This is a genomic window from Nocardioides carbamazepini, from assembly GCF_024614185.1.
Classification (GTDB): Bacteria; Actinomycetota; Actinomycetes; order Propionibacteriales; family Nocardioidaceae; genus Nocardioides; species Nocardioides carbamazepini.
This window is the reverse complement of record NZ_JAHTLF010000008.1, coordinates 374612-387020: the sequence shown is the minus strand read 5'-3', so window position 1 is coordinate 387020 and position 12409 is coordinate 374612. Positions and strand designations below refer to the sequence as shown.

The window sequence follows — 12409 nt, the reverse complement described above, 5'->3', positions numbered from 1 at the left end:
AGTCCTCTGTGTGGAGATCGAGCCCGACCAGCCGTGGTGGCGTCCGGAGCCGGGAAGTACGACGGCCTGGCTGCTCGCCGTGCGGGTCCAGCCGGGCGCCTCGCGCACCGGTGCGGCCGGCCCGGCGGGCGTCGACGGCGCCGAGCTCAAGATCCGCCTCGCCTCACCGCCGGTGGACGGCCGGGCCAACGACGAGCTGGTCCGGTGGCTGGCCAAGGCGCTCGGCGTACCGCGGTCGGCGGTGACGATGGTGCGTGGGCGCACCTCGCGCTCGAAGGTGGTGCGGGTCGTCGTTCCGCGCCCGCGGGACTGAGTCTCTGTGACCTCTGTCTCGATCGCCGACCGATGGTTACCGACGGGTAGTCAGGGCCTGCTCCGGCTGCCAGAATCCGGCCCATGACTTCGAGCGAGCAGATCTTCAACACGCTGGTGCTGCCGTACCTCAACCACGCGGTGCGCACCTACGAGTCGGGCTATGCCTCGGTGACCGACATCGACGCGGCCATGCGCTTCGGGTGCGGCTACCCGAAGGGTCCGCTGACGGTCGTGGACGAGATCGGCGTCGGCGAGGTCCGTGACCTGCTGGCCGCCCGGTACGCCGAGACCGGCGACCAGCTGCACGAGCCGGCCGGCCTGCTCGACAAGCTCGTCGCCGAGGGCCGCACCTTCGCCGACGAGGCCGCCGCCGCGGGCGAGGGTGCCGTGCCGCAGTTCAAGCACGACATCAACCGGGTCGGCGTCGTCGGCACCGGCACCATGGCCTCGGGCATCGTCCAGGTCTTCGCCCAGGCCGGGTACGACGTCGTCTTCGTCGGTCGCGGCCAGGAGAAGCTCGACGGCGTCATCGGCTACATCACCAAGAACCTCGATCGGGCGATCGCGAAGGGCAAGAGCACCGAGGGCGACAAGGACGCGCTGCTGGGTCGGCTCACCGGCTCCACCGAGCGCGAGGCGCTGGGCGACGTCGACATCGTCGTGGAGGCCATCGCCGAGGACCTCGAGCTCAAGCTCCAGCTCTTCCGCGACCTCGACCGGATCGCCAAGCCGGGTGCCATCCTCGCCACGACCACGTCCTCGCTCCCGATCACCAAGCTGGGCGAGGCCACCGACCGTCCGCAGGACGTCATCGGCATGCACTTCTTCAACCCGGCGCCGGTCATGAAGCTGGTCGAGGTCATCACGACCCCAGCCACCTCCGCCGACGTCGGCGAGACGGTGCGCGCGCTGACCGCCAATGTCGGCAAGGTCGGCGTCTCGGCCGGTGACCGCGCGGGCTTCATCGTCAACCTGCTGCTGTTCCCCTACCTCAACGACGCGATCAAGCTCGCCGAGGGCGGCGAGGAGCTGGCGACCATCGACGCCGCGATCAAGGAGACCGCGGCCTTCCCGATGGGCCCGTTCGAGCTGCTCGACGTGGTCGGCAACGACGTGTCGCTGGCCATCCAGAAGGAGTTGCACGGTGAGTTCGGCCAGCCCGGCCTCGCGCCGGCCGCGACGTTGGTCGCCAAGGTCGAGGCCGGCGAGCTCGGCCGCAAGACCGGCAAGGGCTTCCACACCTACTGAGCCGGTGAGTTGTTGCGGTTTGGTCCCAAACCGCAACAATTCAGGCTCCGGGCGTGCGGTTCGTGCCCAATTGGCGGGTCCCGGACGGCGTCGTCGGGGCCGACCGTGGGGAGCAGTAGGCTCGCTTGCGTGATGCTTCACCACACGGCTCTCGGTTCCACCGGGAGCCGTGTGGTCTTCCTCCACGGCCTCTTCGGCCAGGGCAAGAACTGGACCGGCATCGCCAAGCAGCTCGCCGAGAGGCACCGGGTGCTGCTCGTCGACCTGCCGCACCACGGTCGCTCGCCGTGGCCGGCGAGGTTCGACTTCGCCGACGCCGCCGCCGATGTGCTGGCCACCCTGGCCGACTGGGCCGGGCCGGGCGCCGAGCCGGTCACCCTGGTCGGCCACTCTCTCGGGGGCAAGGTCGCCATGGTGCTCGCCCTGCTCCACCCCGAGCGGATCGAGCGGCTGTGCGTCGCCGACATCTCGCCGGTGGCCTACCCCGAGAGTCGCGAGTTCCCGGGCTACATCGCCGCGATGCGTGGGATGGACCTCGGCCAGGTGGTGCACCGCTCGGACGCGGACCGGCTGCTCGAGCCGGCCGTTCCCGATACGACGGTGCGCTCGTTCCTGCTCCAGAACCTCCGCCGTGACCCCACCGCGCCCTCGGGATGGGCCTGGCAGGTCAACCTCGACGTGCTCGACCGGGACCTGGCGGTCATCGGCGAATGGCCCGAGGCGCAGCTCACCGACGTGCCGCCGTACGACGGTCCGGTGCTGTGGCTCGCCGGGGGGCGCTCGTCGTACGTCCGCCCGGAGTACGAGCCCGCGATGGACCGGTGGTTCCCGCGCAACCGCAAGGTGACGCTCAAGGACACCGGTCACTGGCTGCACTCCGAGCGGCCCGAGCTCTTCCTCGAGGTGCTGCGTCGCTTCCTGGGGGACTAGCGGCCGTCCCCCTGGCGGCTGGATCCGCTAGCCCTCCTCGGCCTGTCGGGCCCGGTAGGCGGCGACGGCGTTGCGGTTGCCGCAGGTGACCGAGCAGAACCGCTTCGACCGGTTGCGCGAGAGGTCGAGGACGATGCCCCCGCAGGTGTCGTCGGCGCACACCGAGAGCCGGGACATCTCGTCGGCCCGGATCACGTCGATCATCGCCATCGCCGTCTCCACCAGGATCCGCTCGGGGAACGGTGCGTCGTTGTCGACGGCGTGCAGGTGCCAGTCGTAGCCGTCGTGGCGGCGCAGCTGGGGGAGTGCGGAGGCGTCGCGCAGCATGGCGTTCACGATGTCGGCGGCGTCGTCGCGGTCGGCGGTGAGCAGCTCGCGCAGTCGCGGCGCGACGGCGAGGGTGGCGTCCACCTCGGGCTGGTCGCGGTCATGGCGGCCCGTGTAGCCGAACTCGGTGAAGAAGGTGTCGAGCTCGTCGGGCGTGCTGATGGTCACCGGATCGAGGCTGCCGTTGACGAGGGCCACGGCGGCCTGGAGGGAGAGGGAGGTGTCATGGGCGAAGACCACGTTGACAGGTTACTCCATTCGGGCCTACTGTCATGAGTCATGACGACGTTGACCCGTGACGCTGGTCGGGATGCGACGACCACCGGCCTCACCTTCGCGCTGACGTCGGCGATTACCTTCGGCCTGTCCGGATCCCTGGCCCGCCCGCTGCTCGACAGCGGCTGGACGGCGGGCAGCGTCGTCCTGCTCAGGATCGCGATCGGTGCCCTCGTCGTCCTGCCCTTCGGCCTGGTCGCGCTGCGCGGACGCTGGGGCGTGCTGCGCCGCGGCGCGCCCACGGTGCTCCTGTACGGCGGCCTGGCCGTCGCCGGCGCGCAGTACTGCTACTTCTCGGCCGTGCGCACCTTGGAGGTAGGCCCCGCCCTGCTGATCGAGTACACCGCGCCCGCGGCGGTCGTCGGGTGGATGTGGCTGGTCCATGGCCAGCGCCCGGGCCGCCTCACCGTCGCCGGGGCCGTCATCGCCGCGTTCGGACTGGTCCTGGTGCTCGACCTCTTCGCCGGGGCCGACGTCGACCTGCGGGGGGCGGCATGGGCGCTGGGCGCGATGGTCGGCGCGGCGACGTACTTCGTCATCTCCGCCGATGAGCGCAGTGGGATCCCACCGCTCGGCCTGGCCGCCGGCGGTCTGGTGATCGGCGGTGTGCTGCTGGGCCTGCTGGGTCTGCTGGGGCTGATGCCGATGGCGATGAACGCCGAGCAGGTGGCCTACGCCGGCCTCGATGTCGCGCCGTGGGTGGCCCTGCTGCTCCTCGGCCTAGTCACGGCCGCCCTCGCCTACACGACGGGCATCGCGGCCAGCCGCCGGCTCGGCTCGCGGCTGGCGTCGTTCGTCGCGCTCAGCGAGGTCGTCGCCGCCGTGGTCTGGGCCTGGCTGCTGCTCGACCAGCTGCCGGGCGCCGTCCAGTTCCTCGGCGGAGCGCTGATCCTGGCCGGCGTGGTCGCGGTCAAGCTGGGCGAGCGCAGCGTGCTCCTCGAGGCGGACGAGCCGGTCCTCGTCTGAGGAGCCGAGGACGCGTCAGCGCAGGTCCTGGCGCTTCACCACGACCTCGCGGATGATGAGCAGGATCGCGGCCGCGACCGGGATGGCGAGCAGCGCACCGACCACGCCGAGCAGCCCGGCGCCGATGAGCGCCGCGATCACGATCACGGCTCCCGGCAGGTCCACCGACTTGCTCATCACGCGCGGGTAGACGACGTAGTTCTCGAACTGCTGGTAGATGACGTAGAAGATGACGCAGGCGATGCCGGTCTTGAGGTCGGTCGCGAACGCGATCGCGGAGACCAGGACGGCGCCGATCGTCGCGCCGATCATCGGGATCACGTCCAGCAGCGCCACGACGAAGGCGAGTGCGACGGCGTACTCGCGCACCTCGGTGAAGTAGAGGAAGACCAGCGAGCTCAGGCCGGCGCACAGCGCGACCAGGAAGGCGCCGGAGACGTAGCCTCCGATGTTGGCGATCACCTTGTCGCCCAGTGCGGAGACGCGGTCGCGGCGCGAGGCCGGGGCGAGGCGGTACATCGCGCCGGTCGTGGTCTTGAGCGAGGCGAGGAAGTAGAGCGTCAGCACGATGACGATGAAGGCGTTGAAGAGCGCCGAGATGACCTTCAGGCCGACGCCGAGCGCACCGCCGAACAGGTTGGAGATGAAGTCGCCGTCGGTGACGAAGCTGGTGATCCGGTCGAGGATCCCGTACTCCTCGTTGAGCTCCTGGACCTTCTTGTTGCGCTCCAGCTCGTCGATCCAGACCGGGATGTTCTTGCTCAGCGCCGTCACCTGGTCGGTGATGACCGGCACGATCGCGACCAGGAACAGCACCACCGCGATCAGGGCCGCCACGATCACCACCACGACCGCGAACGACCGGCGCAGGCCTCGGCGTTCCAGGAACTCCACCGACGGGTTCAGGCCCGCGGCGAGGAAGAACGCCACCACGATCAGCATCAGCGTCGAACCGATGCCCAGGAGTGCGTTGAAGAGCCAGAAGGCGATCAGCGCGCCCAGCGCGCCGACGAAGCCGTAGAAGAACGGCGAGCGGCGATCGAACGGCTTGCCCGGCTCGCCGTACGGCGACGCGACGGGCGCGGGTGCGGCAGCGGCGGGATCGATCCCGGCGTGCTCGCTCACCCCGTCCGCGTTCGTGACCTCCGCGTGGCCGGACCCGCTCAACTCTCGTCCTCGCCGAAGCCGGCGACGAGGTCGGCGAGCGAGGAGAGCTGGGCGGTGATCGAGGCGCGGCGCTTCGTCAGTCGGTCGAGCTCGGCGCGCTTGGCGGCGAGCTCGCGCTGGAGGTCCGCGTCGCCGCTGGAGGTGATGGCCTCGGCCTGGGCGCGGGCCGACGCGATCACCTGCTCGGCCTCGCGGCGGGCACGGGCGAGCACACCCTCGGCCTCGGTCTGGGCGGCGGCGCGGTTGGCGGTGGACTGCTTGCTGGCCTCCGCGGCGCGCGCCTCCGCGGCGTTGGCGCGCTGCTCGGCCTCCTCGACCAGGCGGCGGGTCTCGGCGACCGCCGTGTTGTGGTGCTCCGTCGCCTCGCGAGCCAGCCGCTCCTTCTCCATGGCCAGCGCCCGGCGGGCCTCCTGGACCTCGCGGTCGACCGCCGCTCGCGCCTGCTCGACCTCCCGCTGGGCCTGGCTGCGCAGCTCGGTCGCCTCCTGCTGCGAGGCCAGCCGGAGCTGGTCGGACTCGCGGCGCGCGGCGGCGAGGGTGTCCTCGGCCTCGCTCCTCGCCAGGGCCCGCTCCTGCTCGGCGTCGGTCAGCAGGCGGGTGCGGTTCTCCTCCAGCTCCCGCAGCTGGACCGCACGCATGTCGTCGGCCTCGCGGGCGGCCTCGGCGCGGATCGCCTTCGCGTCGCGGGTGGCCTGGTCGCGGACCTCGGCCGCGTCGGCCTCGGCCGTGGCGCGAATCTCGGAGGCCTCCTCCTCGGCGAGGCGCAGCATGGCGCTCGCCCGGCCACCGAGCCCGGCGTACGACGGGTTGTCCATCTCGGCGAGCTCGGACCTGAGCCGGGCGACCTCCTTCTCGAGGTCGATCACGCGCTGCTCGGACTCGGTCAGGCTGGCGCCCAGCGTGGCCTTCTCGCTGGCGAGCTGGCGGATCTGCGCGTCGACCGCGTCGCGGTCGTAGCCGCCCTTGCGGACGATCGGCAGGCCGCCGGTCGCTCCGGGGGAGTTGAAGCCGACCGGTCGACCGGCCGGCGCGGCGCTGGGGGTGGCCGGCGCCGAGGTGGGCCGCGGGGTCGTGACGGGGCGGGCAGCCGCCTGCGCGGGAGCCGCCGGGGTCTCGGCCGTCTTCACCGCCGGGATGACCTGGGTGGGCTCGTCGTCAGTGGCCTTGGTCGTCACGGTCTTGGACTCCTCGGTCGGGGTGGGCTCGTCGTCGAAGATGGACAGACCCTCGTCGCTCATGGAACTGAGCCTCCCTGGCTCTCGGTGCGGTCATGGGGGGTGTGCGTGCACGAACCCCGCCCATGATCCCTGATCGTTCCAATGTTGCCCACCCCGGCTCGCCGGTTCGGCTGGACCTGGCACGGGATGTGTCGCCACGACATCGACCCGGCGCGGAATGAACGCGGAACGACGCCGACCCGGCGCAGTTTGAACAGCGGCTGTTCAAACTGCGCCGGGTCGACGTGATCTCAGATTCAATCTGCGCCGGATCGGTGTCCCAGAGGGTTCAATCTGCGCCGGGTCGGCGGGACGGTCAGATGCCGCGGAACAGGTTGATCTTGTCGAGGTGCTTCGCGCGGAGCTCCTCGTTCTTCACGCCGAGGCCCTCCTGCGGGGCGAGGGCGAGCACGCCGACCTTGCCCTGGTGCTTGTTGTGATGCACGTCGATCGCGGCCTGGCCGACCTCGTCGAGGCTGTAGACGCGCGACAGGGTGGGGTGGATCTTGCCCTGGGCGATGAGGCGGTTGGCCTCCCACGACTCGCGGTAGTTGGCGAAGTGGCTGGAGATGATCTTCTTGAGGTTCATCCACAGGTAGCGGTTGTCGTACTCGTGCATGTAGCCGGAGGTCGACGCGCAGGTGGTGATGGTCCCGCCCTTGCGGGTGACGTAGACCGAGGCACCGAAGGTCTCGCGGCCGGGGTGCTCGAAGACGATGTCGATGTCCTCGCCGCCGGTGAGCTCGCGGATGGCCTTGCCGAAGCGCTGCCACTCCTTGGGGTTCTGCTTGGTGCCCTCGTCGTTCCAGAACTTCGGGGCGAGCTCGGAGCGGTTGATGACCATCTCGGCGCCCATGTTGCGCACGATCTGGGCCTTCTCCTCGTTGGAGACCACGCAGACCGGGTTGGCGCCGCCGTTGAGGGCGTACTGGGTGGCGAAGCCGCCGAGGCCGCCGGACGCACCCCAGATCAGGACGTTGTCACCCTGCTTCATGTTGCCGCCGTTGGACGAGACGAGCTGGCGGTACGCCGTGCAGTTGACCAGACCGGGGGAGGCGGCCTCCTCCCAGGTGAGGTGCTCGGGCTTGGGCATCAGCTGGTTGGCCTTGACCATGGCGACGTCGGCGAGGCCGCCGAAGTTGGTCTCGAAGCCCCAGATCCGCTGGGAGGGGTCCATCATCGTGTCGTTATGGCCGTCGGGGGCCTCGAGCTCGACCGAGAGGCAGTGCGCGACCACGCGGTCGCCCGGCTTCCACTTGGTCACGCCCGCGCCCACGGCGAGGACGACGCCGGACAGGTCGGAGCCGACGATGTGGTACGGCAGGTCGTGGCGCTTGCCGAGGTCGGACTCGCGGCCGTAGCGCTCGAGGAAGCCGAAGGTGGAGACGGGCTCGAAGATCGAGGTCCACACGGTGTTGTAGTTGATCGCGGAGGCCATCACCGCGACGAAGGCCTCCCCGGGGCCGAGCTCGGGCAGGGCGACCTCGTCGATGTGCAGCGACTTGCGGGGGTCCTTGTCGCGAGAGGCGACGCCCTCGAACATGTCGACCTCGTCCTTGTGGACCGTGACGGCCCGGTAGGACTGGGGAAGCTCGAGGTTGGCGAAGTCCTCCGCGGAGGCCTCCCCGGACTCGCTGGCGAGGATGGCATCGAGGATGTGCTGCACGGTCGTCGTCTCCCTGGGATCGGTGCGTGCCAGTTGGGCTGGGTGGCAATACGGCCGCCGCGAAGATACCCGTCGGTAATCACTCAGTGGTGGGTTCGTGACTCTCGTCTCACCCCAATGCCGTTCGCGGCGACGGCACCGTCCTGGGCTCGGCGGCGCGTTCCATGGGCCACCATAGGGCCATGGAGCCGCACCCGGGCCGTCCGTCCACGCCGTCCACGCCGACGCAGCGGGTGATCGACCTCAACGCCGACGTGGGTGAGTCCTTCGGGCGCTGGCGGCTCGGTGACGACGAGGCCCTGCTGCCGCACCTGACCAGCGCCAACGTGGCCTGCGGATTCCACGCCGGCGATCCGCTGACGCTGCGCCGCACCTGCGAGACGGCGGTCGCCCGTGGCGTGGTCATCGGGGCCCAGGTGGGCTATCGCGACCTCGCCGGATTCGGGCGCCGCTACATCGACGTGCCGACGGCCGAGCTGGCGGCCGACGTGCTCTACCAACTGGGTGCGCTCGACGGGATCGCGCGCGCCGCCGGTGCCCGGGTCGCCTACGTCAAGCCGCACGGCGCGCTCTACCACGCCGTCTCGCGGCACCCGGAGCAGGCGACGGCGCTCATCGACGCGGTGCGGGCCTACGGCGGGCTCCCCGTGCTCGGGCTCGCGGGCTCGTCCTTCCTGGCGGACGTGGCCGAGGCCGGCCTGGAGGCGGTGGGTGAGGGCTTCGCCGACCGTGCCTATCTCCCTGACGGTGGCCTCGTGCCGCGCTCGGCTCCGGGGGCGGTGCTGACCGATCCGGTGGTCGTGGCCGCCCAGGCCGTCGAGCTGGCCCGGTCCGGCGACGTCCGTTCGCTGTGTGTCCACGGTGACTCGCCGGGGGCGCCGGAGTTGGCCGCCGCGGTGCGGGCGGCGCTGGCGGCCGCCGAGCTCCCCGTGGGCGCGTTCGCCGTCGCACCGGCATGAGACTGCTCCCGTACGGCGACCGCGCGCTCCTCGTCGAGCTCGACGACACCGCCGCGGTCGTGACGGTGGCCGACCTGGTCCGCGCCCACCCGGCGGCCGCGACCCTGGTCGCCGACGTCGTCCCGGGAGCCCGCACGGTGCTGGTCGTGGCGCGCCCGGGCGTCACAGTCGACCAGCTCCGCGCGATAGTCCCTGCTCACAAGCACCGTGACAGGTCGGATCCCGGTGCTTGTGAGCAGGGACTATCGCAGCGGGAGACCGTCATCCCGGTCGTGTACGACGGCCCGGACCTGGCGGTCGTGGCGGCGCTCACCGGGCTGAGTGAGCGGGAGGTCGTGGCGGCGCACACAGGGACGCCCTGGCGGGTGGCGTTCGGCGGCTTCGCGCCGGGGTTCGCCTATCTGGTGGGCGGCGACCCGCGGCTGCGGGTGCCGCGCCGCGACGAGCCACGAACCGCCGTCCCGGCGGGGGCGGTCGGCCTCGCGGGGGAGTTCAGCGGCGTCTACCCGCGCCCCTCGCCGGGCGGCTGGCAGCTGATCGGGCGCACCGACCTGCCGCTGTGGGACCTCGACCGCGACCCGCCCGCCCTGCTGACCGCCGGTGCGACGGTCCTCTTCGAGGAGGTGCGATGAGCACTCCCGTGACCGGGCTGCTCGTCCGCGCGGTCGGCGGACCCTGCCTCGTGCAGGACGCCGGCCGGCTCGGCCATGCCGCGATCGGGGTCGGGGTGAGCGGGGCGGCCGACCGGGCGTCGTACGCACTGGCGAACCGGCTGCTCGGCAACACCGTCGGCGCGGCCGTCCTCGAGGTCACCCTCGGTGGGCTCGAGGTCGAGGCCACCGGTGTGGTCTGGGCCTGCGTGACCGGCGCCCCGGCACCCCTCGAGGTCGACGGGCGGCCCGAGCCGACCGGCGCCGTGCTCGCGTTGCGGCCGGGGCGACGGCTCCGCCTGGGGCTCCCCGCCACCGGCCTGCGCAGCTATCTCGCCGTCCGCGGCGGCCTCGACACCCCGGCGCTGCTGGGCTCACGCTCACGCGACACCCTCGCCGGCCTCGGCCCCGAGCCGGTGCGCGCCGGCGACGTCCTCGGCGTCGGGCACGAGGTCGCTGGAGAGATCCTCGTCGACGCCGTCCCCCCGGCGACGTACGACGACCGGCCGGTGCTCCGCGTCGTGCGCGGCCCGCGGGCCGACTGGGTGGCTGACGCGGACCGGCTCGTCGAGCGGGTCTGGCGGGTGGGGTCAGCGAGCGACCGGGTGGGGCTGCGTCTCGAGGGGGAGCCGCTGACCGCTGTGCCCACGAGGGGCGAGCTCCCGAGCGAGGGTGCGCTGCGCGGGGCGATCCAGGTCCCGCCGGGCGGCGGGCCCGTGGTGTTCGGCCCCGACCATCCGGTCACGGGCGGCTACCCGGTGGTCGGTGTGGTCGTCGACGCCGACACCGACCGGCTCGCCCAGCTGCGCCCGGGCGAGCAGCTCCGGTTCCGCTGGGCCTGACCTCGTCGGTCAGTGAGCGTCCGCGGCGGGCTCGACCAGCTCGACGAGCACCCCGCCGGCGTCCTTGGGGTGGACGAAGTTGATCCGGCTGTCCGCCGTACCGCGTCGGGCCTCGGGGTAGAGCAGGCGCAGGCCGCGCTCGCGCAGGATCGCGCAGACCTGGTCGAGGTCGGTGACGCGGTAGGCCAGCTGCTGCAGGCCCGGCCCACTGCGGTCGATGAACTTGGCGATCGTCGACTCCGCGTTGAGCGGTGCGAGCAGCTGGATCATGGGTGCTGCGGTGTCGCCCCCCGGGTTGACAGTGACCATGGCCTCGCGCACACCCTGCTCCTCGTTGGTCTCCTCGTGCGCCACGTGCATGCCGAAGTTGTCGCGGTAGAACGCGATCGCCTCGTCGAGGTCGGGGACCGCGATGCCGACGTGGTCGATGGCCGTGAAGAGGTGGGCGGGGACGCCCTCAGTGATGCTCATGGAGGTCATTGTGCCGGGGTGGTCGTGCCCTCGCCTCACGTGTGACATGTTCCTCACCGCCCGCACGCTGGACCCCTCGCCCGGTCCAGATACCCGCGAGTAGAGTCGAAAGAAGTCCGACCACACGTCTGCACGGAGGAAACATGTCCGACAACCCCAGCGTCATCGTCGCCGGCGCCCGTACGCCGATCGGTCGCCACCTCGGCGCTCTCAAGACCCTGTCGGCCGCTGACCTCGCCGGTGTCGCCATCAAGGGCGCGCTGGAGAAGGCCGGTGTCTCCGGAGACCAGGTCGACTACCTGATCGTGGGCCAGGTCCTCCAGGCCGGCGCGGGTCAGAACCCCGCGCGCACCGCGGGTCTGGCCGCCGGGCTCCCGGCCAGCATTCCCTCCATCACCATCAACAAGGTGTGCCTCTCGGGCATCAACGCGATCGCACAGGCCGACCAGATGATCCGCGCGGGCGAGGCCGACATCGTGGTCGCCGGCGGCACCGAGTCGATGACCCAGGCCCCCCACCTGCTCCCCAAGAGCCGTGAGGGCTTCAAGTACGGCGACACGGCCCTCGTCGACTCGCTGGCCTACGACGCGCTGTTCGACCAGGCCACCCAGCAGGGCATGGGCAACCTCACGGAGAACACCAACGCCTGCCGCGAGACGCCGCTGACCCGCGAGGAGCAGGACGCTGTCGCCGCCCGCTCGCACCAGCTCGCCGCCGCCGCGCAGAAGAACGGCGTCTTCGACGACGAGATTGTCCCGGTCTCGATCCCGCAGCGCAAGGGCGACCCGATCGTCGTCAGCCAGGACGAGGGTGTCCGTGGCGACACCACCGCCGAGGGCCTCGCGGGCCTGCGCCCGGCGTTCGCCAAGGACGGCACCATCACCGCCGCCTCCTCCTCGCAGATCTCCGACGGTGCCGCCGCGGTCGTCGTGACCAGCAAGAAGAAGGCGCAGGAGCTCGGCCTGCCGATCCTCGCCGAGATCGTCAGCCACGGCCAGGTCGCCGGCCCGGACTCCACGCTGCAGCTGCAGCCGGCCAACGCCACCCAGAAGGCCCTCGACAAGGCCGGCCTCACCGCCGCCGACCTCGACCTGGTCGAGTTCAACGAGGCCTTCGCCGCCGTCGGCATCGAGTCCGCCCGCGCGCTCGGCATCGACGAGGACAAGGTCAACGTCAACGGCGGCGCCATCGCCATCGGCCACCCGCTGGGTGCGTCCGGTGCGCGGATCACCCTGCACCTGGCCCTCGAGCTCAAGCGCCGCGGTGGCGGCCTCGGCGCGGCCGCCCTGTGCGGCGGCGGCGGCCAGGGCGACGCCCTGGTCCTCCGGGTCCCCGCCAGCTGATCGCCTGAGCGGACCGCTTTGCCTGAAGCAAC

General features: G+C 71.6%; 13 protein-coding genes. 8 read left to right on the top strand and 5 right to left on the bottom strand.

Features of this window, described 5'->3' with window-relative positions:
* Positions 1–10 precede the first annotated feature (10 nt).
* The 3 genes from KVF89_RS04400 to KVF89_RS04390 all read left to right on the top strand — a co-directional run bounded on the left by KVF89_RS04400 (position 11) and on the right by KVF89_RS04390 (position 2493).
* Positions 11–313 carry a DUF167 domain-containing protein gene (locus KVF89_RS04400; RefSeq protein ID WP_257423699.1) on the top strand — a complete coding sequence of 101 codons (303 nt, stop codon included), beginning with the start codon at positions 11–13 and terminating at the stop codon, positions 311–313.
* 83 nt (positions 314–396) lie between these two features.
* Entirely contained in the window at positions 397–1563 is a 1167-nt protein-coding gene (locus KVF89_RS04395) for a 3-hydroxyacyl-CoA dehydrogenase family protein (RefSeq protein ID WP_257423698.1), read from the top strand.
* A 132-nt stretch (positions 1564–1695) separates the two neighbouring features.
* Positions 1696–2493, top strand: coding sequence for an alpha/beta fold hydrolase (locus tag KVF89_RS04390; protein ID WP_257423847.1), 798 nt, complete (start codon positions 1696–1698; stop codon positions 2491–2493).
* Between the two features lie 27 nt (positions 2494–2520).
* Here the strand turns inward: KVF89_RS04390 and KVF89_RS30350 are convergent, their stop codons facing one another.
* Positions 2521–3060, bottom strand: coding sequence for a CGNR zinc finger domain-containing protein (locus KVF89_RS30350; protein ID WP_257423696.1), 540 nt, complete (start codon positions 3058–3060; stop codon positions 2521–2523).
* 39 nt (positions 3061–3099) lie between these two features.
* Between KVF89_RS30350 and KVF89_RS04380 the strand changes: the two genes are divergently transcribed.
* Complete coding sequence (locus KVF89_RS04380) at positions 3100–4062, top strand: EamA family transporter (protein WP_257423695.1); 963 nt, start codon at positions 3100–3102, stop codon at positions 4060–4062.
* A 15-nt stretch (positions 4063–4077) separates the two neighbouring features.
* Here the strand turns inward: KVF89_RS04380 and KVF89_RS04375 are convergent, their stop codons facing one another.
* From KVF89_RS04375 to ccrA, 3 genes are all read right to left on the bottom strand, one after another.
* Positions 4078–5229 carry an AI-2E family transporter gene (locus KVF89_RS04375; protein ID WP_257423693.1) on the bottom strand — a complete coding sequence of 384 codons (1152 nt, stop codon included), beginning with the start codon at positions 5227–5229 and terminating at the stop codon, positions 4078–4080.
* A complete protein-coding gene (locus KVF89_RS04370; protein WP_257423692.1) occupies positions 5226–6467 on the bottom strand; it encodes a coiled-coil domain-containing protein in 1242 nt (413 codons plus the stop codon). The genes KVF89_RS04375 and KVF89_RS04370 overlap by 4 nt, the downstream gene beginning before the upstream one ends.
* Positions 6468–6762: 295 nt before the next feature.
* Complete coding sequence (gene ccrA / locus KVF89_RS04365; RefSeq protein ID WP_257423691.1) at positions 6763–8112, bottom strand: crotonyl-CoA carboxylase/reductase; 1350 nt, start codon at positions 8110–8112, stop codon at positions 6763–6765.
* Positions 8113–8294: 182 nt separating this feature from the next.
* Between ccrA and KVF89_RS04360 the strand changes: the two genes are divergently transcribed.
* Genes KVF89_RS04360 through KVF89_RS04350 form a run of 3 tightly spaced genes read left to right on the top strand, consistent with a single transcriptional unit; the run spans position 8295 to position 10563 of the window.
* Positions 8295–9071 (top strand): LamB/YcsF family protein, encoded by a 777-nt coding sequence (locus tag KVF89_RS04360; protein ID WP_257423689.1) that lies wholly within the window; start codon positions 8295–8297, stop codon positions 9069–9071.
* On the top strand, positions 9068–9703 hold the full coding sequence (locus tag KVF89_RS04355; protein ID WP_257423687.1) for a 5-oxoprolinase subunit B family protein: 636 nt from the start codon (positions 9068–9070) through the stop codon (positions 9701–9703). Before KVF89_RS04360 ends, KVF89_RS04355 begins: the two co-directional genes overlap by 4 nt.
* Positions 9700–10563 carry a 5-oxoprolinase subunit C family protein gene (locus KVF89_RS04350; RefSeq protein ID WP_257423684.1) on the top strand — a complete coding sequence of 288 codons (864 nt, stop codon included), beginning with the start codon at positions 9700–9702 and terminating at the stop codon, positions 10561–10563. The genes KVF89_RS04355 and KVF89_RS04350 overlap by 4 nt, the downstream gene beginning before the upstream one ends.
* 9 nt (positions 10564–10572) lie before the next feature.
* On the opposite strand, the gene mce is transcribed toward KVF89_RS04350, so the two are convergent.
* Positions 10573–11043 (bottom strand): methylmalonyl-CoA epimerase, encoded by a 471-nt coding sequence (gene mce / locus KVF89_RS04345; RefSeq protein WP_257423683.1) that lies wholly within the window; start codon positions 11041–11043, stop codon positions 10573–10575.
* A gap of 134 nt (positions 11044–11177) precedes the next feature.
* Between mce and KVF89_RS04340 the strand changes: the two genes are divergently transcribed.
* On the top strand, positions 11178–12377 hold the full coding sequence (locus KVF89_RS04340) for an acetyl-CoA C-acetyltransferase (protein WP_257423681.1): 1200 nt from the start codon (positions 11178–11180) through the stop codon (positions 12375–12377).
* Positions 12378–12409 lie beyond the last annotated feature (32 nt).